Source organism: Modestobacter sp. VKM Ac-2983, from assembly GCF_026967885.1.
Lineage (GTDB): Bacteria > Actinomycetota > Actinomycetes > Mycobacteriales > Geodermatophilaceae > Modestobacter.
Window position 1 is genome coordinate 377167 of the sequence record NZ_JAPVBK010000001.1, and the last position, 19320, is coordinate 396486.

The 19320-nt window shown below is 73.4% G+C and carries 19 protein-coding genes and 1 tRNA gene; 9 read left to right on the forward strand and 11 right to left on the reverse strand.

Translation table 11 applies throughout. The annotated features are described in order from the left end of the window. Positions 1 to 186 precede the first annotated feature (186 nt). Positions 187 to 1992, reverse strand: coding sequence for a S9 family peptidase (locus tag O2W18_RS01710; protein WP_269185854.1), 1806 nt, complete (start codon positions 1990 to 1992; stop codon positions 187 to 189). Between the two features lie 168 nt (positions 1993 to 2160). Between O2W18_RS01710 and O2W18_RS01715 the strand changes: the two genes are divergently transcribed. Then, positions 2161 to 3429, forward strand: a complete 1269-nt coding sequence (locus O2W18_RS01715; protein WP_269185855.1) for an MFS transporter — start codon at positions 2161 to 2163, stop codon at positions 3427 to 3429. 33 nt (positions 3430 to 3462) lie between these two features. Here the strand turns inward: O2W18_RS01715 and O2W18_RS01720 are convergent, their stop codons facing one another. From O2W18_RS01720 to O2W18_RS01735, 4 genes are all read right to left on the reverse strand, one after another. Continuing rightward, entirely contained in the window at positions 3463 to 4569 is a 1107-nt protein-coding gene (locus tag O2W18_RS01720; protein WP_269185856.1) for a hemolysin family protein, read from the reverse strand. Then, a complete protein-coding gene (locus O2W18_RS01725) occupies positions 4566 to 5969 on the reverse strand; it encodes a hemolysin family protein (RefSeq protein WP_269185857.1) in 1404 nt (467 codons plus the stop codon). The genes O2W18_RS01720 and O2W18_RS01725 overlap by 4 nt, the downstream gene beginning before the upstream one ends. A 104-nt stretch (positions 5970 to 6073) precedes the next feature. After that, positions 6074 to 6150 (reverse strand) — tRNA-Pro (locus O2W18_RS01730). Positions 6151 to 6200: 50 nt separating this feature from the next. Continuing rightward, positions 6201 to 7112, reverse strand: coding sequence for a metallophosphoesterase (locus O2W18_RS01735; protein ID WP_269185858.1), 912 nt, complete (start codon positions 7110 to 7112; stop codon positions 6201 to 6203). A gap of 67 nt (positions 7113 to 7179) precedes the next feature. Between O2W18_RS01735 and O2W18_RS01740 the strand changes: the two genes are divergently transcribed. Next, a complete protein-coding gene (locus O2W18_RS01740; RefSeq protein ID WP_269185859.1) occupies positions 7180 to 7632 on the forward strand; it encodes a GatB/YqeY domain-containing protein in 453 nt (150 codons plus the stop codon). Between the two features lie 73 nt (positions 7633 to 7705). Here the strand turns inward: O2W18_RS01740 and O2W18_RS01745 are convergent, their stop codons facing one another. The 4 genes from O2W18_RS01745 to O2W18_RS01760 form a co-directional block, all read right to left on the reverse strand. Then, complete coding sequence (locus tag O2W18_RS01745) at positions 7706 to 9988, reverse strand: transglycosylase domain-containing protein (RefSeq protein WP_269185860.1); 2283 nt, start codon at positions 9986 to 9988, stop codon at positions 7706 to 7708. A gap of 100 nt (positions 9989 to 10088) precedes the next feature. Further along, positions 10089 to 11204 carry a fatty acid desaturase gene (locus O2W18_RS01750; RefSeq protein WP_269185861.1) on the reverse strand — a complete coding sequence of 372 codons (1116 nt, stop codon included), beginning with the start codon at positions 11202 to 11204 and terminating at the stop codon, positions 10089 to 10091. 145 nt (positions 11205 to 11349) lie between these two features. Further along, on the reverse strand, positions 11350 to 12573 hold the full coding sequence (locus tag O2W18_RS01755) for an ArsA family ATPase (protein WP_269185862.1): 1224 nt from the start codon (positions 12571 to 12573) through the stop codon (positions 11350 to 11352). Further along, positions 12570 to 13541 (reverse strand): ArsA-related P-loop ATPase, encoded by a 972-nt coding sequence (locus O2W18_RS01760; protein WP_269185863.1) that lies wholly within the window; start codon positions 13539 to 13541, stop codon positions 12570 to 12572. The genes O2W18_RS01755 and O2W18_RS01760 overlap by 4 nt, the downstream gene beginning before the upstream one ends. Before the next feature lie 112 nt (positions 13542 to 13653). Here O2W18_RS01760 and O2W18_RS01765 point away from each other — a divergent pair, with 112 nt between their 5' ends. The 3 genes from O2W18_RS01765 to O2W18_RS01775 are packed head-to-tail and all read left to right on the forward strand — an operon-like array spanning position 13654 to position 15111. Continuing rightward, entirely contained in the window at positions 13654 to 13827 is a 174-nt protein-coding gene (locus O2W18_RS01765) for a hypothetical protein (protein WP_269159666.1), read from the forward strand. A 7-nt stretch (positions 13828 to 13834) separates the two neighbouring features. Then, positions 13835 to 14302, forward strand: coding sequence for a RidA family protein (locus tag O2W18_RS01770; RefSeq protein ID WP_269185864.1), 468 nt, complete (start codon positions 13835 to 13837; stop codon positions 14300 to 14302). Next, entirely contained in the window at positions 14299 to 15111 is an 813-nt protein-coding gene (locus O2W18_RS01775) for an NUDIX hydrolase (protein WP_269185865.1), read from the forward strand. Before O2W18_RS01770 ends, O2W18_RS01775 begins: the two co-directional genes overlap by 4 nt. A 201-nt stretch (positions 15112 to 15312) precedes the next feature. Here the strand turns inward: O2W18_RS01775 and O2W18_RS01780 are convergent, their stop codons facing one another. After that, positions 15313 to 16011 carry a Crp/Fnr family transcriptional regulator gene (locus tag O2W18_RS01780; RefSeq protein WP_269159669.1) on the reverse strand — a complete coding sequence of 233 codons (699 nt, stop codon included), beginning with the start codon at positions 16009 to 16011 and terminating at the stop codon, positions 15313 to 15315. 141 nt (positions 16012 to 16152) lie between these two features. Beyond that, complete coding sequence (locus O2W18_RS01785) at positions 16153 to 16446, reverse strand: hypothetical protein (protein ID WP_269185866.1); 294 nt, start codon at positions 16444 to 16446, stop codon at positions 16153 to 16155. Positions 16447 to 16602: 156 nt separating this feature from the next. Here O2W18_RS01785 and nth point away from each other — a divergent pair, with 156 nt between their 5' ends. Genes nth through O2W18_RS01805 form a run of 4 tightly spaced genes read left to right on the forward strand, consistent with a single transcriptional unit; the run spans position 16603 to position 19275 of the window. Further along, positions 16603 to 17415 (forward strand): endonuclease III, encoded by an 813-nt coding sequence (gene nth, locus O2W18_RS01790; RefSeq protein WP_269185867.1) that lies wholly within the window; start codon positions 16603 to 16605, stop codon positions 17413 to 17415. Next, complete coding sequence (locus O2W18_RS01795; RefSeq protein WP_269185868.1) at positions 17412 to 18008, forward strand: TlpA family protein disulfide reductase; 597 nt, start codon at positions 17412 to 17414, stop codon at positions 18006 to 18008. The genes nth and O2W18_RS01795 overlap by 4 nt, the downstream gene beginning before the upstream one ends. Continuing rightward, a complete protein-coding gene (locus tag O2W18_RS01800; RefSeq protein WP_269185869.1) occupies positions 18005 to 18769 on the forward strand; it encodes an NUDIX hydrolase in 765 nt (254 codons plus the stop codon). Before O2W18_RS01795 ends, O2W18_RS01800 begins: the two co-directional genes overlap by 4 nt. Beyond that, on the forward strand, positions 18766 to 19275 hold the full coding sequence (locus O2W18_RS01805; protein WP_269185870.1) for a plastocyanin/azurin family copper-binding protein: 510 nt from the start codon (positions 18766 to 18768) through the stop codon (positions 19273 to 19275). The genes O2W18_RS01800 and O2W18_RS01805 overlap by 4 nt, the downstream gene beginning before the upstream one ends. The last annotated feature ends 45 nt before the right edge of the window (positions 19276 to 19320 follow it).

A 19320-nucleotide genomic window follows, 5' to 3' on the forward strand; every position in this document is an offset into this window, starting at 1 on the left:
CGGCCGCCGCGACGAGCGGCGACTGCGGCACGCGGTGCTCGCCCGGCGGGAGCCTCCGGCCCCGCGCCGGGCGAGCACCAGCAGCTCCGCTGCGGTGCCGCGGTCCACCCCTGGAGGTGATCGCGTTCGCGTGCCCCCGTGGGTGGTCGCGTCCGCGTCCTGGCCCGCGGGTCCGTCCCCCTGCTGCTAAGGCTTGACGTGCCTCAGGGCGAAGCTGAGGGCGGCCTCGACCTGGCGGATGGTCTCCTCGATGACCAGGGAGCCGTGGCCGGCGTCGAAGCGGTAGACCTCGTGGGCCTTGCCCTGCTCGGTCAGTGCGGCCAGGTAGTTGTCGATCTGGCGGATGGGGCAGCGGGGGTCGTTGGCACCGGCGACCACGAGGACCGGGGCGGCGACCGCGTCGACGTAGGTGATCGGCGAGGAGCGCACGTACACGTCGCGCACCTCCTCCGGTGAGCCGCCGAACAGCGCGCGGTCGTAGGCGCGCAGCCCCTCCATCTCGTCCTCGTACGCGGCCAGGTAGTCCGCCACCGGCACCTCGGCGATCCCGGCCGACCAGCGCTCGGGCTGAGTGCCCAGGCCGAGCAGGGTGAGGAAGCCGCCCCACGAACCGCCCGAGAGGATCGTGCGAGCCGGGTCGACCACGCCCTCGGCGACCAGGGCGTCGTAGACGGCGCCGACGTCCTCCAGCTCGGTGAGCCCCGGCCGCCCGGTGAGCGCGTCACGCCACTCGCTGCCGTAGCCGGTGGAGCCCCGGTAGTTCACGTGCACGACCGCGTAGCCGGCGTCCACGTAGGCCGCCCGGCGCGCGCGGTAGGAATCGTCGTCCTGGGACTCCGGGCCGCCGTGCACCAGGAACGCGGTCGCGAACGGACCCTCCCCGGCCGGCCGGACCAGCAGCGCGTGCACGTCGCCCCCCGGGCCGGGCACCCAGCGGTCCTCGACCGGGTAGGCGGCCGGGGGGGCCTCACCGGGCGCGGCCAGCACGACCGGGCCGTCGGCCCGGCGGATGACCGGGGGCAGCTCGGCCGACGACCAGGCCAGCTCCACCGTGCCGTCGGGGCGGGCGGTCGCGCCGCGGACCACGCCGCGCGGGGTGTCCAGCTGCTCCAGGGTCCCCGAGCGCAGGTCGTAGCGGTACAGCTCGCTGCGGGCGGCGTGGTCGTGCCCCACCAGCAGTGCCGAGCCGTCCGGGTACCAGCCGGCGGTCACGTCACCGGGCAGGTCGAGGACCAGCTCGGTCTCGGTGCCGGCGGCGACGTCCCAGATCAGCAGCTCCTCGCGGCCGCGGCGCTCGTGGCCCACCAGCAGCCGCTGGTCGCCGGGCGCGGGAGAGAAGCTCAGCGCGTGCAGGCCCCGGCCCTCGCCGTCCCACCTGTCGGCGACGAGGGAGAGGTCGGCGGTGCGCAGCACCCGCAGCGCGGGGTAGCGCGGGTCGCCGTGCTCGGAGTGCGAGAAGACCAGCAGCGAGTCGTCGCGGGAGAGCGCGTCCACCCCGGCGGTGTCCGGCGAGGAGTAGAAGACCGTGGGCGTCCCGCCGGCGGGGGCGATCCACAGCTCGCTGCCGTCGTCGGTCGAGCGACCCACCGCGGTGACCGTGTGGCCCAGCTCGAGGCCGGCGGGGTAGGCCGGCCCCACCTCCGGCAGCGCCACGGCGTCCGGGCCGCCGGCGAAGGGCTGGGTCATCCAGATGCCGAACTCGTCGCCGTCGGTGTCGGCGAACCACCAGATCGTCTCGCCGTCAGGGGTCAGCGTGGCGGCCAGCGTGCCGTTGGCCCGGTCGGTGACCTGCCGGTGGGCGTCGGTGTCCCGGTCCCAGGCGTACTGCTCGACGACGCCGCTGACGTCGGAGGCGTACAGGCTGCGCTGCGGGGCGTCCTCGGCCCAGTCGGGCAGGCTGACCCGGGGGGCACGGAACCGGGCCTGCCAACGCGCGGTGACCTCCTCGGGGAGGGCGGGCGCGGGCGGGTTCTCCGTGGGCTCGGCAGTCACCGGGCCATCTTCCCCCTGTCGGTGGCGACCTCTCCGAGGGGCTTCGGCGAGGCGGTCGTGGCGCGCCCGGCCGGGCTTGACGGATCAGGTGATGAGCCTCACGCTACCGGCTGGCGGACGAACGTCCGTCTGCCGGACGCGTCACCGTCGACGACCTCAGGAGTCCTCATGTCCCACTCGACCCTCCCACCGGCCGCCGGTGCCCCGGCGGCCACCCGGACGGGCGGCCCTGCCTCGACGGTGGCGGTGGCGGTCGGCTTCGCCGCGCTCTGCCTCTCCTACATGCTCAACGCGATGGACCGGCAGGTGTTCTACCCGCTGCTGCCGCAGATCCGCGAGGAGTACGGGTTCTCCCTCGACCAGACCGGTCTGCTGGCCACGGGCTTCACGCTCGGCATCGCGCTCACCGGTGTCCCGGCGGGCTACCTGCTGGACCGGCTGTCCCGCAAGCTCATCGTGGTCGTCAGCGTGGTCGTCTACTCCCTCGGCACGCTCGCCATCCCGCTGGCCACGGGCTTCGGCGACATGGCGGTCTACCGGCTGATCTCCGGTGTCGGGGAGGGCGTCCAGGCCACGGCCATCTACGCCATCGTCGGCGCCTACTTCTTCCACCGCCGGGCGGTCGCCGCCGGGTTCATCGGCGTCGCCTTCGGCCTCGGCGTGTTCTTGGGACCCATCCTCGGCCAGCAGCTCGCCCTCGCCGTCGACAGCTGGCGGGCGCCGTTCATCGTCTTCGGTGTCGCGGGTCTGGTCATGGCCGTCGTGCTGCTGGTCACCGTGCCGAAGGCGATGAGCGAGGCGCTGGCCGGACGGGGCGGCACCGCCGACACGGCCGACTACACGCACGTGCCGGCGAGCCCGTACAACCGCGGCACCCTGGGCATGGGCCTGGCCTCGGCGATCTCCGGCCTGGTGTTCTACGGCTTCCTCGGCCTCTACCCGACCTTCCTGCGGGAGGAGCTCGGGCTGGCGCCCGCGCAGGCCGCGTGGGCGGCCTCGCTGGTCGGTTTCGGCGCCATGATGGCGCTGCCGGTCGGCTGGCTGGCCGACCGCTACGACCAGCGGATGCTGCTCGCCGTCGGCTTCGTGGGCTCCTCGCTCACCGGTCTGGCGATCTACCGCTTCGCCGAGGGCGCGTCCGCGCAGTACGTGCTGGCGTTCCTGATGGGCGCCTTCGCCAGCGGCGTGCTCTTCACCAACTGCACGACGGGCATGCAGCGCGCGGTGCGCCCGGAGCACGTGGGTCGGGGCGCGGGGCTGTTCATGTTCACGTACTACGTGGCGGCAGCCGTCTCCGGGCTGCTCTTCGCCCGGCTGGTCTCCGCCTTCGACTGGTCCGGGGCCGGCCTGGTGCAGGTGACCCTGTTGCCGATCCTCGGGCTGGCCGCGCTGGCCCTGGTCGACGTCCGCCGGATGGTGCTCCCGCCGCGCCGCTGACCGGTCCACCCGGAGGAGTCGGCGCCGGCGGGGTCATCTGCCGCCGGCGCCGACCACTGCCTCCGCGGCGGGCGCCCGGCCGAGGGGCGGGCGGCCGGCGGCGGGACGCTCGACACCGGCGTCCCGGACGTCGCCGATCAGCTGCTCGAGCACGTCCTCCAGGGCGACCAGGCCGAGGACCCGGTCGCCGTCGCGCACCAGGCCCAGGTGCGCGCCGGACCGGCGCATCTCCCGCAGCACCTCCGGCAATGGCTCGTCCAGGGTGAGCTCGACGAAGGAGATCACCGCCTGGTCGGGCACCGGCTGGTCCCGGGACGTCGGGCCGCTGCCCAGCACGTCCTTGACGTGCACGTAGCTGACCAGCGAGCCGTCGTCGTCGCGCATCGGGTAGCGGCTGTAGCCGTGCTCGGCCACGATGCCCTCCACCTGTCGCGGGGTGGCGGAGCGGGGCACGGTGACCAGGGAGTCCGGCGGCAGCAGCACCGAGCTGACGTCGTTCTGCTCGAAGGTCAGCGCGCCGGCGGCCAGGTCGCTGACCTCGCTGCCCAGCAGCCCCTCGCGCCGCGACTGGGTGATCATCGACTGGATCTCGTCGTGGTCGAAGCTGGCCGCGACCTCGTCGGTGGGGGTGACCCCGAACAGTCGCACGAACCCGTTGGCGACGGTGTTGAAGAACCAGATGAACGGCTTCAGCACCCGCACCACCAGGGCCAGCGGCGGGCCGAGGGCGATCGCCGCCCGGTCGGGACCCGCGATGGTGATGTTCTTGGGCACCATCTCGCCCAGGACCATGTGCAGCACGGTGACCACCGACAGGGCGATCACCAGTGCGATCGGGTGCAGCAGCGCCTCGGGCGCCCCGACGGCCGCCAACGGCACCTCGATCAGGTGCGCGACCGCGGGCTCGCCGATCGCACCGAGCCCCAGGGAGCACAGCGTGATCCCCAGCTGGGCCCCGGCCATCATCTGGCTGACGTTGCGCATCGCCACCAGGGTCTTCTGGGCGCGCACCGACCCCGCCTCCGCACGCGGCTCGATCTGGTCGGCCCGGGCGGAGACGAGCGCGAACTCGGCGGCGACGAAGAAGGCGTTCCCCAGGAGCAGGACGACCAGGACCAGCAGGGCCAGACCGTCGCTCATGCCCGGGCCACCTCTCGTTCGGGGCGGACGGCGGTGGCGCCGGCCGGGGAGGAGCTGTCGTCTGCGTCTGCGTCTGCGTCTGCGTCTGCGTCCGCGTCCGCGTCGTCGTCGGCCGGGACGGGGGTGGCCCGCAGTCGGGAGACTCGGCGTCCCTCGACCTCGTCGACGGTGAGCCGCCAGCCGTCGACCTCCACGGACTCACCCTGCTCCGGGAGGTGGGCCAGCTGCTCGATGACGAACCCGGCGACGGTCTCGTACCGGCCCTCGGGCACCGAGACGCCGGTGCGCTCGCGCAGCTCGTCCGGGCGCAGCAGGCCGGAGAGCACCCAGTCGTCGTCGTCCCGGCGCAGTTGGCGCAGCGGCCGGTCCGTCTCGTCGGCGATCTCGCCGACCAGCTCCTCGACGATGTCCTCCAGCGTCACGATGCCGTGGGTCGCGCCCCACTCGTCGACGACCAGAGCCAGCTGCAGGCCCTGCTCGCGCAGCAGGTCCAGCAGCGGGTCCAGGCGCAGCGACGAGGGGACGGCGAGGACCGGCTCGGCCAGTTCGCCGGCGGTGCGCTCGAGTCGCTGCTCGTCGGGGACGGAGACGGCGTGCTTGACGTGCACCACGCCGGTGACCTCGTCCAGGTCGGCGCCGTAGACCGGGAATCGGGAGTTGCCCGAGCGGATGGCGGCGTCGATGACGTCGGCGGCGGTCGCTGCCGAGCTCAGCGTCCACAGCCGGGTCCGCGGCGTCATCACGTCGGTGGCGAACTTCTCGCGGAGGCCGAGGGAGCGGGCGAGCAACCGGGCGGCGACGGGGGAGAGGTCGCCCTCCTCGGCCGAGCGCCGGGCGACGGCGGCCAGGCCCTGGGCGTCGCGGGTGTCGTCGAGCTCCTCGCGGGGCTCGAAGCCCAGCCGGCGCACGATCGCGTTGGCCAGGCGCTGCAGGGTGCGCACCACCGGGCCGGTCACCGTGGTGAACAGCCGCATGCCGGGGGCGACGAGCGCGGCGGTGGGCAGCGGCCGGGCGATCGCCAGGTTCTTGGGCCCCAGCTCGCCGATGATCATCTGCAGGAACGTGGCCAGGAAGATCGCCAGCGCGATGGCGATCGGGGTCGTCGAGCTGTCGGGGAGCCCGATCGCCTCGAGCACCGGCTCCAGCAGCCCGCCCAGAGCGGGCTCGGCGAGGAAGCCGACGACCAGCGTGGTCAGCGTGATGCCCAGCTGGGCCGCCGACAGCTGGGTGGACAGCCCCCGCAGGGCCGTGACGACGCCGGCGGCGCGCTCGTCACCTGCCTGCGCGGCCTCGTCGGCCTTGCCGCGGTCAACGGTGGTGAGGGAGAACTCTGCCGCGACGAAGAACCCGGTGAGCGCGGTCAACAGCACGGCCGCCAGCAGGAGCAGCCATTCGGTCACCGTTGGTCCGGTGCCCCCGCGACGACGGGCGGAAACCGGGCGGGGGAGTGACCTGCACCCCCGAACGCACTCAGGGACCGCCGGATCGGCGGTCCCTGAGTGGGTGGTCGGGGTGACAGGATTTGAACCTGCGGCCTCGTCGTCCCGAACGACGCGCGCTACCAAGCTGCGCCACACCCCGAGGTGCGGTAGCCACTCTAGCTGACCGCCGGAGAGCTCCCGACAGCGGTGTCAGGCAGGTCGTCCGGTGAGGGTCAGCAGCGTCGCCTCCGGCGGGCAGGCGAACCGCAGCGGCGCGTACGGGCTGGTGCCCAGGCCGGCCGAGACGTGCAGCCAGGTGCCGTTCGGGGCCGCGTCCGAGGGCTGTGCCCACTGGTGCAGCCAGCGCACGTGCTCCCGGTCGATGCCGCAGTTGGTGACCAGGGCGCCGTGGAAGGGCACCCGCAGCTGCCCGCCGTGCGTGTGACCGCACAGCAGCAGGTCGTACCCGTCGGCGGCGAACCGGTCGAGGACCCGCGGCTCGGGGGAGTGCACCAGCCCGATCCGCACGTCGGCCGTGGGGTCGGCCGGCCCGGCGACGTCGTCGTACCGGTCCAGCTTCAGGTGCGGGTCGTCGACGCCGGCCAGCGCGATGCGCACGCCGCGCACCGTCAGCTCGCCGGTGCCGTTGGTGAGGTCCAGCCAGCCGCGAGAGGTCATGCCGTCACGCAGCTCGCGCCACGGCAGCTCCTCCCCGTGGACGCGCTTGTGGTCGGTCTTGAAGTACTTCAGCGGGTTCTTCGGCCGGGGCGCGTAGTAGTCGTTGCTCGCCAGCACGAAGGCGCCCGGGAGCTCCATCAGCGGCTCCAGCGCCCCCAGCGTCGGCGGGACGGCGTCCATCCCGGCCAGGTTGTCGCCGGTGGTGATGACGACGTCCGGGTGCAGGGCGGCGAGCCCGGCGACCCAGGCCTGCTTGCTGTGCTGCCCGGCGGTCATGTGCAGGTCCGACAGCTGGAGGACCGTGAGCGGCCGCGAGCCGGGCGGCAGCACCGGGACGTCGAAGCGGCGCAGCGTCCAGTGGGTGCGCTCGACGAGGCCGGCGTAGGCGACGGTGGCGGCACCGGTGGCCAGCAGGGCGGCAGGGACGGCGGTGGTCGCGCGCATCGCCTGAGCCTAGGGGGAGGGGGAACTGCGTCGTCCGGGTCCGGGTGGAGGTGGCAGGCTCTGCACCGTGCCTGAGCTGAAGGACCGACTGCGCGCCGACCTGACCACCGCCATGAAGAGCCGCGACGAGCTGCGCACCGCGACGCTGCGCATGGTGCTCTCCGCCGTGTCCGCCGAGGAGGTCTCCGGCAAGGAGGCCCGTGAGCTGAGCGACGACGAGGTGCAGGCGGTGCTGCGCCGGGAGGCGAAGAAGCGCCGTGAGGCGGCCGACGCCTTCGCCGGGGCCGGCCGGGCCGAGCAGGCCGAGCGGGAGAAGGCGGAGGAGGGGGTGCTGGCCACCTACCTGCCCGCCCAGCTCGACGACGCCGACCTGAGCGCCCTCGTCGCCGACGTGATCACCACGACCGGTGCAGCCGGGATGAAGGACATGGGCAAGGTCATGGGGGCCGTGCAGGGCCGGGTGGCCGGTCGCGCGGACGGCGGCCGGGTGGCCGCAGAGGTGCGCCGGCAGCTCGGCTGAGCAGGGGGCGCGCTCGGCGCCCCCGCAACGGCAGAGGGGCCGGGCCCGCAGGCCCGGCCCCTCTGCCGTTCGGTCAGCCCGGCTGCCCGTCCCCGTTCAGGTCGGGCTGCGGAGCCGCCGGGTCGGCCGGGGGAGCCGCTTCGGTGGACGGGTCCGCGGCGGTCGACGGTGCCGGCTCGCTCGACGGGGCGGGCGCGGGCGCCGGGCTGCTGTCCCGGCTCGACGTCCGGTTCCCACGCCGGGAATCACGGCCGTCGCCGTCCGAGGACGAGGACGAGGACGAGGGCCGGGCGCTCGTGGGCGGTGCGTCCACCCCGCGCCCGGCGTACTTCGGGTCGGCCGCCGGGAACTCCGCGGCGGGCTGGCCCGAGAGGATCGGCAGCATCGCGTCGTGCCAGATGGTGGCCGGCCGGCCACCGCCGTAGCCACCGACGCTGTCGGTGCCGGTCGGGCGGAACACCATGACGCTGGCGGCGTACTCCGGGGTGAACCCGACGAACGTCACCGAGTCGTTGTTGTTCACCGTGCCGGTCTTGCCGGCGATCTGGTGCCCCGGGATGTAGGCGCGCGAGCCGGTCTGCATCCGGTTGCCCGGTTCGACGTCCTTGCGCAGCATCTGGCTCAAGGTGTTCGCGAGGCCGGGCTCGATCACCTGGTCGCACTGGTCGGCGGGGACCACGGGCTGGCCGTCGTCGTCGGTGACCGGCTCGCCGTTGCGGTCGAGGATCTGCAGGACGGGCTTCGGGGCGCACTTCACCCCGCCGGCCGCGATCGTCGCGTAGGCGTTGGCCAGGTCGAGGGGGCTCACCCCGTCGGTGCCGTAGGCGAAGGACGGGCGGTTCTCCGCGATGATCTGCTCGGCCGGGGTCTGGGTCACCGAGTAGTCGAAGTCCATGCCCAGCCGCTCGGCCATCCGGACGGCCGGCTCGATGCGGCCCAGCGCGTCCTCCAGAGCCAGGAAGTAGGTGTTGGAGGACATGTAGAGCGCCTGCGTCATGGTCAGCGTGTTCGGGTAGTTGTTGCCCACGTTGCCGACCGAGTAGGGCTCGTACTCCGCGGTGTCGGTGTTGAAGCCCTGGTAGACCCGGCTGGTGTAGGGCTCGCTGGTGGTGATCGTGTGGCTGGCCGGCAGGCCCTGCTCCAGGGCGGCGGCGGCGACGAACGTCTTGAACGTCGACCCCGAGCCCTTGGTCGGGATGGTGGCGAAGTTGACCGACTCACAGCCCGCTGCCGGGTCGCCGCAGCCGAACCGCCGGTTCACGCTCATCGCCAGCACGTGCCCGGTGCCGGGCTCGATCGCGTCGTAGACCCCGACGATCGGGTCGCCCATGCCCTGGGTCTTGAGCACGGCCTGGTCGGCGGCGGCCTGCATGTCCGGGCGGAGCGTGGTCTGGATCGTCCAGCCGTTGTCCTTGATGTCGTCCATGCTCAGCCCGAGCGTGCCGGTCAGGTAGCTGGTGACGTAGTCGCAGAAGAAGCCGCCGATCGCGGCGTCGATGCAGCCGTTGGGTGCGCTGCCGCCGGGGGCCAGCGGGATCGGTGCGGCCGAGACGTCGGCGAGCTCCTGGTCGGTGATGTGCTCGAGCTGGTGCATCCGGTTCAGCACCTGGTCGCGCCGGGCGGTCGCCTCGGCCGGGTAGGCGATCGGGTCGAACTTGGGGCTCTGCACCAGCCCGGCGAGCACCGAGGCCTGGGGCAGCGTCAGGTCGGCGGCGTTCACGCTGAAGTACTTCTGCGCGGCCGACTGGATGCCGTAGGCGCCCTGCCCGAAGTAGGCGATGTTCAGGTAGCGGGTGAGGATCTCGTCCTTGGAGTACTCCTCCTCCAGCGCGAGGGCGAGGCGGGCCTCCTTGAGCTTGCGGCCGACCGACTCCTCCTCGGCCGCGGCCCGCTCCTCGGCGTTGTCCGCGGTCTGCAGCAGGGTCTGCTTCACCAGCTGCTGGGTCAGCGTCGACCCGCCCTCGAGCACCTCCCCGGCAGCGAGGTTCTTCGCCAGCGCGCGCGTCGTGCCCTCGATGTCCAGACCGTTGTGCTGGTAGAAGCGCGAGTCCTCGATGTCGACGATCGCCTGCTTCATCACGTCGGAGATCTGCTCGTGCGTCATCGGCGTGCGGTTGTTGTCGTAGAACTGGGTGATCGGCTGGCCGTCGGCGGCCACCATGACGGCGTTGCCGTTCGGCGTCTCGTCGGTGAGCTCGACCGGGAGGGCGTCGAGCAGGCTGGCGGAGTTCCGGGCGACGAGCCCGGTCCCCCCGACCCAGGGCAGCAACATGGCAGCGACCAGGGCGCCGGCCACGACGATCGTGACGGCCAGCTTGACCAGGGCACCGAGCGGAGAACGCGCAGAGTCGGACATCGCAGGCCAAGGTACCTGCCCAGCGGGCCTGCGTGGGGTGCCTCGGACGCAACGCGCGGAGCGGCCGCCGAGAACGCCGGCAGGCCGCTCCGCACGGCAGTCAGGACATCTGGTAGCGGTTCGCCCGCGTGAACGTCCCCATGTCGTTGAACCGCACCCCGTTGGCGGCCAGCACCGGGTGGATGTCGCGCTCCATCAGCTGCCGCACGTAGAACGGATCGGCCACGTAGAAGTGGTGGATCGGGTGCGTGCTGCCGAAGTTGAGACAGAAGACCTGGAAGGGCACCAGGTACCAGCGGTTGAACACCTGGGTCTGCTGCAGCACGTTCCCCTGCTCGACGTCTCCCTGGTAGTGCATGTTGCTGCTGATGAAGTGCAGGCAGAAGCCGCGCCAGACGTTGGGGCCGACCCAGACGACGGTCAGCACGGTCAGCGCCTGCAGCCACGTCGCGGGCACCTCGGCACCCAGCCAGCTCGCCAGGTGCAGGCCGAGGAACGCATACCAGATGGTGATCGCCACCGGGGTCAGTCCGATGCTGGCCTTGAGGATGGTGCGGCGCCAGAGCGCGTCCTCGGCGTCCTTCGGCCGGGTGGTGACGATCCGGATCAGGGCGGGCACGTAGGGGTCCAACAGGCTGTACAGCCGGACGGCGCCCCACGGCTTGCCGTTGGTGATCGACACCTCCTCGATGTCGTCGGGCAGACCCGAGTACGCGTGGTGCCGCAGGTGCAGCCGGATCCGGTACACGGGGTTGATCGTGTACGGCCGGATCGCCCAGACGCCGAAGAGCAGCGCGTACCGGACGGCCTTGCGCCGGCGGAAGTAGAGCGCGTGGATCAGGTCGTGCTCCACCTCGTGGCCGACCGCGGCGAAGGCCGCGGACAGCAGCAACGTCACGTACCAGGGCAGCACCCCGGTCAGGTAGAGGGCGCCGCTGCCGGTGAAGCCGAGCACCGCGACCGCGAACGCGGTGAGCCCGAGGGCGTCCTGGTGCCGCAGCACCGGGTGGTCGCGCCGCAGCTCCTGCGACCGGCGGCGGATCGCGCTGGTGATGACCTTGGTGCGGGCCTTGTCGTCGGGGGAGAGCCCGGCGGTGTCGACCGGGATCTCGACGGGGAGGTCGGCGGCGGCAGGGACGGTGCCGGTGCCGAAGAGACCGGCCGGTCCTGGCGACGTCGTCGCGGTGGTGCGGTCGAGCTCGGGTGTGGTGCTCATGCCTGGTGTGTCATCCCTCCGACGGAACGGTCGGGCGGACGCTAACGGAGCGTCACGACCGGGACCAGGCTCCGGGATGACGTGGACACGAACGGGGGACTCGCCTGTTCCTCCTGCCCCTCCCGCCCCGCCGGAGGGGCGCCGGTCAGCCGGCCTGGGGGCGCACCGGCAGCACCCGGCTGCGCGGCGTGCCCGTCCCGGTGTCGCCCTCAGCGGCGAGCAGTGCCTCGCCCATCACCCGCAGCCCGTCCAGGTCGTGGACGTCCCCGGCCGCCGCCGGCACCGTCCGCACCGGCACCTCCGGGTGGGCGCTGGTGAACCGGTCGGCCAGCCGCTGCTCCCGGGTGGCGACCGTCATCCGCTCGGCGTGCACCCGAAGCGCCCCGGCGGCGAGCTCGGAACCCGGGCCCCCGGCCTCGGCCACCGCCTCGGCGGCGCCCTCCGCGCGGGTCGCCGACAGGGCCGTGGTGGCCGGCGGGTGGGTGCGGTTGAGCACCAGCCCGGCCAGCGGCATCCCCTCGGTGGAGAGCCGGTCGACGAAGTAGGAGGCCTCGCGCAGGGCGTCCGGCTCCGGGGCGGCGACGACGACGAACGACGTCCCCGGCTGGCGGAGCAGCTCGTAGGTCGCGTTCGCCCGCTCCCGGAAACCGCCGAACATGGTGTCCAGCGCGGAGACGAACGCGGAGATGTCGTTGAGCAGCTGGCCGCCCAGGATCTTGCTGATGATCCGGCTGAACAGCAGGAAGCCGGCTCCCACGAACCGCACCCCGGCCCGGCCGCCGGCCCGCGCCGGGGCGGTGAGCAGCCGGATCATCGTGCCGTCGAGGAAGCGGCTCATCCGGTTCGGGGCGTCCAGGAAGTCCAGCGCCGACCGGGACGGCGGGGTGTCGACGATGACCAGGTCCCAGCGGTCACTGGCCCGCAGCTGCCCGAGCTTCTCCATCGCCATGTACTCCTGCGTGCCGGCGAAGGAGGAGGAGAGCGCCTGGTAGAAGGGGTTGTCGAAGATCACCTGCGCCCGCTCGGGCGTCGAGTGCGCGGACACGACGTCGTCGAACGTCCGCTTCATGTCCAGCATCATCGCGTGCAGTTCGCCCGGGGCTCCGGGCGTCTCGACCAGTCGCGGCTCGTTGTCCAGCTCGACCAGGCCCAGCGACTGGGCCAGCCGGCGGGCCGGGTCGATGGTGAGCACCACGACCTCCCGGCCGGCCTCGGCCGCCGCCAGTGCGAGCGCCGCCGAGGTCGTCGTCTTGCCCACGCCACCGGAGCCGCAGCACACGATGATCCGCGTCTCTCGGTCGCTGACCAGCGCGGCCAGGTCCAGCGACGGTGCCGGGGCGGGCCGCCGCGGTGGCTGGGCGGCGGTCACGCGGCGACCTCGTCGCGCAGGTGCCCGTCGAGCCGGTCGGCCAGCTCGAACAGGCAGCCCAGGTCGATCGGGGACGACGACAGGTGCAGCTCCACGACCGGGCGGCCCAGCGCCTCGACGTCCCCGCGCAGTGCGTCCTGGGAGATCCAGCGGCGGGCGTGCTCGACCGCCTCGGCCACCAGCCCGTCCGCCAGCCCGTCCACCCCGGCCAGCTGGGCCGCGGTGAGCGCCGGCTGCAGATCGGAGCCGGTCAGCCGGCCCTCGGCGATGCGGGCCAGGCTGGACGCCGGCAGGAGCGGCTCGGTCGCCATGTTGACGATCACCGACCCGACCGGCAGCCCGGCCGCGGTGAGCTCGGTGATCGCGTCGGCGGTCTCCTGGACCGGCATGTCCTCCAGCAGGGTCACCACGTGGACTGCCGTCTGTGGCGAACGGAACACCGCCATCACCCCGTCGCTCTGCGCCCTGATCGGGCCCGACCGGGCCAGCCCGGACACCTCGTTGGTCACGTTCAGGAACCGGGTGATCCGGCCGGTCGGTGGCGCGTCGACGACGACGGCGTCGTAGACCGGGCGCCCGTTCTCCCGCCGGGTCACCGCCTCCTTGATCTTCCCGGTGAGCAGCACGTCCCGGAGCCCGGGCGCGATGGCGGTGGCGAAGTCGATCGCGCCCATCTTGCGCAGCGCCCGGCCGGCCCGCTTCAGGTTGTAGAACATGTCCAGGTACTCCAGGAAGGCCGCCTCGACATCGATCGCCAGCGCCTTCACCTCACCGCCGCCGCGGGCCACCGCGACCCGCCGCTCCTCGTAGGGCAGCGGCGGGGTGTCGAACAGCTGCGCGATGCCCTGCCGGCCCTCGGTCTCCACCAGCAGCACGTGGCCGCCGTCGGCGGCCAGCGACAGGGCGAGGGCCGCGGCGACCGTCGTCTTCCCGGTGCCGCCCTTCCCGGTGACGACATGGCACCGCACCGGCACCGCTCCTGGACGCGACGGTTCCCGGTGCACGGGCTCTGGGCTCACCCGCACCAGCCTACGAGCGGTGGTCGATCCCGGCGCGTCCCGGCTGCGCTAGCGTCGCGGCATGAGTGATTCAGCCCGTCGGACCTGGGAGTACGCGACCATCCCGCTGCTCACCCACAACACCAAGGCGATCCTGGACTCCTGGGGCGTCGACGGCTGGGAGCTGGTGACCGTCGTCCCCGGTCCGGGCGGCGGCGACCAGCTGGTGGCCTACCTCAAGCGCCCGACCAGCTGAGGCCACGATGACCACGCCCGTCTCCTGGCACGCCCGGCTCGCCGAGCTCGGCGTCCGGCTGCCCCCGGTGGCCGCCCCGGTCGCCGCCTACGTGCCGGCCGTCCGCACCGGCCAGCTGGTCTTCACCTCCGGTCAGCTGCCGTTCGTCGACGGCGGGCTGCGCCGCACCGGCAAGGTCGGCGGCGCCGTCGACATCGAGGACGCCGCTGGCGACGCCAAGGTGTGCGCGCTCAACGCGCTGGCCGCGATCGACGACCTGGTCGGCCTGGACTCGGTGGCCCGGATCGTGCGGGTCGTCGGCTACGTCGCCAGCGCGGAGGGCTTCTCCGCCCAGCCGCGGGTCGTCAACGGTGCCAGCGAGTTCCTCGGCCGGGTCTTCGGTGAGGCCGGGCAGCACGCCCGCAGCGCCGTCGGCGTCGCCGAGCTCCCGATGAACGCCCCCGTCGAGGTCGAGCTCACCGTCGAGCTGAGGTGAACGGGCCGGCGCCGATCCGGCAGGCGGCGACGGTGTTGTTGCTCCGGGACGGTGCCGCAGGGCTCGAGGTGTACCTGCTGCGGCGGACCCGGGGGATGCCGTTCGCCGGCGGGATGACCGCCTACCCCGGTGGCGGGGTCGACGAGCGGGACGGTGACACCGAGCTGGCCTGGGTGGGGCCGCCCCCGGCCCACTGGGCGAGCGCCTTCGGCTGCGACGAGCGACTGGCCCGCGAGCTGGTGTGCGCCGTCATCCGGGAGACGTTCGAGGAGGCCGGCGTCCTGCTGGCCAGCCCGGCGGACGGCTCCGGGGTCGTGGTGCCCGACGTCTCCGGCGACGACTGGGAGGCGGAACGGCAGGCCCTCATCGCCCACGAGCTCTCGCTGGCCGAGCTGCTGGCCGGCCGCGGACTCGCGCTGCGGGCGGACCTGCTGCGGCCCTTCGCGCACTGGATCACCCCGCCCCCGGAACGACGGCGCTACGACACCAAGTTCTTCGCCGCGCTGCTGCCCGCCGGGCAGGAGGCGCGCGACGTCTCCGGTGAGGCGGACGAAGCCGTCTGGACGACGCCGGCCGCCGCGCTCGCCGAGCACGCGGCCGGGACCCGACCGATGCTGCCGCCCACGATCCACACGCTGGGCCAGTTGGCGGCCTTCACCGACGCCGCGGCGACCCTGGCCGGCTCGCCACCGGCGCCGCTCGAGCCGATCAGCCCCACCTTCGAGCAGGGACCGGACGGGAACTACGCGGTGCTGCCCGACGGCACCCGGATCCGGATGGTCGCGGCGCTGCCCACATCGCGACCCTGACGGGCCGCAGCGCGGCCAGGAGCCGGGGCCGGTTGCGTTGAGCGGTTGGCCGTGTCCCAGGGAGGGACCCTGCGGGCCCCGTCCCCGGTCCACCCTCGCTGCGCTCGGTTCCGTAACGGTGGTCGTGCGGGTGGTCTTTGCCCGGGACGCGCGAGGGCCCCTCCCGGTGAACCGGGAAGGGCCCTCGTCAGCGCGACGGTGTCAGCGTGCGCGGCGGCGGAGGCGTTCCTCGTCGAGGACGACGACCGACTTGCCCTGCAGCTGGATCCAGCCGCGGTGCACGAAGTCGGCCAGCGCCTTGTTCACCGTCTCGCGGGAGGCGCCCACCAGCTGGGCCAGCTCCTCCTGGGTCAGGTCGTGCTTGACGCGCAGGCCGTCGGTCTCCCGGCTGCCGAAGCGGTCGGCCATCTGCAGCAGCGCCTTGGCCACCCGGCCGGGGACGTCGGTGAAGATGAGGTCGGCGACCGAGTCGTTGGTGCGCCGCAGCCGTCGGGCCAGCACCCGCAGCAGCTGCTCGCCGATCTCCGGGTGTGCGGTGATCCACGGCCGCAGCATGGTGTTCGGCATCTTGGCCAGGCGCACGTCGGTGACGGCGGTGGCCGTCGCGGTGCGCGGCCCCGGGTCGAACACCGAGAGCTCACCGAACTGGTCGGAGGGGCCCATCACGGCCAGGACGTTCTCCCGGCCGTCCGGTGCCCGGCGGGAGATCTTCACCTTGCCGGACAGGACGACGTAGAGGCTGTCGCCCGACTCGCCCTCGTTGAAGACGACCCGGCCGCGGGGCAGCACCACCGTCTCCAGTGCGCTCGCCACCGGCTCGGCGGCATCTTCCGACAGCCCCTGGAAGAGACCGGACTGGGCAAGGACCTCGTCCACGTGCACCTCTCGCAACGTCCTCACGGGTGCGATGGCGACCCGCGTTACTCGGAGAGTCTAGGGCCTGTGGCCCGCCTCACCAGTGCACTCCGTCACGAGCCTGCCCACTCTGAGTGGCAGCGGGGCGCCCATGGCTCCCTCACGTGCAGGTCGGGCGCCTGGAACTCAGTCCTCGTCGACCGGGTCGACGTCGGCGTCGGCCATCGCGTGGTGCCGCTCGGTCAGCACCGGGCGGGGGGCGCTGCGGGCCCGGCCGCGGCGGCGGGCCCGCCAGCGGCTCATCGCCCGGCGGATGCCCGAGTTGGCCAGCGTGCCGACCTCGCCCGGGGTGGCCGAGCCGAGGAACTCCTCGACCTCCCGCTGGGAGGTCGGGCGCCGCAGCGGCTCCTCGACCCGCTCCATGACCAGCAGGAACGCGATCAGCAGGGGAGGGAACAGGATGACGATGAGGGCGACCACGAGCACCTCCTCGGGTGGACGACCCCGCGGCGGGGGCGTCGGGCGGGGACCAGGTCGTCGAGCGGTCGTGGGGCGTCCCCGGTCATCGACCGGGTCTGCACCACCACCGAGTATGACGGGCGGTGGCTGTCAGCGGAGACGCCTACCCTCACTCGCGTGTCCCGGCCAGCCACCTCACCCGACGCCCCGCCGGCCTACACCCGGCCGGCGCGCGCCCCCCGCCCCGGACGCGCCGCCCGGTCGGGCGTGTCCCCGTTCGACCCCGAGGAGAGCGCGTTGGCCCGCACGCGCCGGGCCCGGCGGATGGCCCGCGAGCTCGCGGTCATCCACCCCGACGCGCACTGCGAGCTGGACTTCACCACGCCGCTGGAGCTGCTGGTCGCCACCGTCCTGTCGGCGCAGACCACGGACAAGACGGTCAACAAGGTCACCCCGGTGTTGTTCGCCCGGTACCCCGATGCCGCGGCCTACGCCGGTGCGGACCGAGCAGAGCTCGAGGAGGTCCTGAAGCCCACCGGCTTCTTCCGGGCCAAGGCCAACTCGGTGATCGGCCTGGGGCAGGCGCTGGTCGAACGGTTCGACGGTGAGGTGCCCGGCCGGCTGGCCGACCTGGTGACCTTGCCCGGGGTCGGCCGCAAGACCGCCAACGTCGTCCTCGGCAACGCCTTCGGGGTGCCGGGTCTGACCGTCGACACCCACTTCGGCCGGCTGGTCCGCCGGTTCGGCTGGACGGCGGAGGAGGACCCGGTCAAGGTCGAGGCCGAGATCGCGGAGGTCATCCCCAAGAAGGAGTGGACGATGTTCTCCCACCGGGTGATCTTCCACGGCCGGCGCGTCTGTCACGCCAAGAAGCCCGCCTGCGGTGCGTGTGGTCTTGCGGCCTGGTGCCCGTCCTACGGGATCGGTCCCCTCGACCCCGAGGTCGCGGCCAGGCTGGTCAAGTCCCCGGCCGCCTCGGACACCGAGTGAGCCGGGCACCGCGGGCCCTCGGCGCCCTCGGCCTGCTGGCGGGCGTGCTGGCCGGGTGCTCGTCGGAGGACGCCGCACCCGAGCCGACCGTCGCCTCACCGGCGGGCAGCGACGTGGGCTCGGTGGAGACCGACCTCGAGCCCTGTCCGGAGCAGACCGACGTCCCGGCCGCCGACAGCGACCTGCCGGCCACCGTCTTCGACTGCTTCGGCGGCGGCACCCTGGACCTCAGCCGCGCCCCGGGGGTGCCCACGGTGCTCAACCTGTGGGCCAGCTGGTGCGGCCCCTGCCGGGAGGAGCTGCCGCTGGTGCAGGAGCTCGCCGACGCCGCCGGTGACCAGGTGCGGGTGCTGGGCGTGGTCTCCGTGGACCGGGTGCCCGCGGCGGCCTCCTTCGCCGACGACGCCGGGGTGACCTTCCCCAGCGCGTTCGACGCCGACGGTGAGGTGATGGCCGGGATGGGGGTCAACAACCTCCCGTACACCCTCTTCCTGGCCGCCGACGGGTCGGTCGCGTACGTCCAGGTCGGCCCGGTGCACTCCCTGGAGGAGTTCGAGGGGCTCGTCGCCGAGCACCTCGGGGTGCAGCTGTGACGGTCTCCGCAGCAGAGCTCGAGGAGCTCCCCGAGCACCTGCAGCGGCTGGTGGCCAACGCCGGGCAGCTGCCGCTCTGGCACCGGCACGGGAAGGCCTCCGGCAGCGCCCGTCGTTCGGCGGTGCTCATCCTCTTCGGGGAGGGCCCGGCCGGGCCCGACGTGCTGCTGATCGAGAAGTCGGCGCACCTGCGCAGTCACGCCGGGCAGCCGGCCTTCCCGGGCGGCGGCGCCGACCCGGGCGACGACTACCCGGTGGGGACGGCGCTGCGCGAGGCCCACGAGGAGGCCGGCGTCGACCCGGACGGGGTCCGGGTGCTGGCCACCCTGCCCGCGCTGTTCCTCGGCCCGTCGGACAACCTCGTCGTCCCGGTGCTCGGCTGGTGGGACGACCCCCGCGACGTGACCACCGGCGACCCCCGCGAGGTGGCGCGGGTGGCCCGGGTGCCGCTGAGCGACCTGGTCGACCCGGCCAACCGCTTCCGGGTGCGCCACCCCGCCGGGTACGTCGGCCCGGCCTTCGGTGTGGCCGACATGGTCGTCTGGGGCTTCACCGCGGCCCTGCTCGACGCGGTCCTGGAGGCCGCGGGGCTGGAACAGCCGTGGGACGACGGTGACGTGCGTCCCCTCGCCGTCCCTCCCGTGCGCCCGGGGGACGTGCGGGACGAGCCGGTCGACTCCGACGTGGCCGACCGCGCCGCGCCGACGGTGGCCGAGGACGCCGGGCGGCCCGGCTCCGCGCGTACCGTTCCGGGGCGATGACCACCCGCTCCAGGGCCATGAGCTCGGCCCTCTCCGGTGCCGGCGGCGGACGACGCCGCCGGCCTGCCCGCACGCTGCCCGGCCCGCTGCTGGCCCTCACCGTCGCCACCGCCCTGCTCGCGGGCTGCAGCTCCGAGCCGGCGCTCCCGGAGGTGGAGCGCACCGCCGGCGCAGAGGCCGGTGCGGTGCGCACCGCCTCCGACGGCGTCCAGGAGATCACCCTGGAGACCGGCGACGACTACGTCTTCACCCCGGACGCCTTCACCGTGACCCCCGGCGACGTGCGGCTCACCCTGCTCAACTCGGGGGAGCAGATGACGCACAACTTCCTGTTCACCGCAGGGGCGGGCCCGGCCGAGATCTCCGAGCAGATCCCGGTGCTGGGCCCGGGCCGGAGCGAGACCATCGAGTTCACCGTCACCGAGCCCGGCGAGTACCCCTTCGAGTGCAGCTTCCACGTGGCACTGGGACAGGTCGGCACGATGACCGTGAGCTCGCCGGGATGACGGCGCTGGAAGCACTCCGGCTCGCGATCGACCGGGGGTGCTGAC

What these genes read in the sequence shown, in the direction of transcription:
- O2W18_RS01745 (WP_269185860.1), bottom strand. Translation starts at nt 9,988, where the DNA reads ATGTCCGACTCTGCGCGTTCTCCGCTCGGTGCCCTGGTCAAGCTGGCC.
- O2W18_RS01770 (WP_269185864.1), top strand. Translation starts at nt 13,835, where the DNA reads ATGACCACGCCCGTCTCCTGGCACGCCCGGCTCGCCGAGCTCGGCGTC.
- O2W18_RS01715 (WP_269185855.1), top strand. Translation starts at nt 2,161, where the DNA reads ATGTCCCACTCGACCCTCCCACCGGCCGCCGGTGCCCCGGCGGCCACC.
- O2W18_RS01735 (WP_269185858.1), bottom strand. Translation starts at nt 7,112, where the DNA reads ATGCGCGCGACCACCGCCGTCCCTGCCGCCCTGCTGGCCACCGGTGCC.
- O2W18_RS01805 (WP_269185870.1), top strand. Translation starts at nt 18,766, where the DNA reads ATGACCACCCGCTCCAGGGCCATGAGCTCGGCCCTCTCCGGTGCCGGC.
- O2W18_RS01750 (WP_269185861.1), bottom strand. Translation starts at nt 11,204, where the DNA reads ATGAGCACCACACCCGAGCTCGACCGCACCACCGCGACGACGTCGCCA.
- O2W18_RS01765 (WP_269159666.1), top strand. Translation starts at nt 13,654, where the DNA reads ATGAGTGATTCAGCCCGTCGGACCTGGGAGTACGCGACCATCCCGCTG.
- O2W18_RS01720 (WP_269185856.1), bottom strand. Translation starts at nt 4,569, where the DNA reads ATGAGCGACGGTCTGGCCCTGCTGGTCCTGGTCGTCCTGCTCCTGGGG.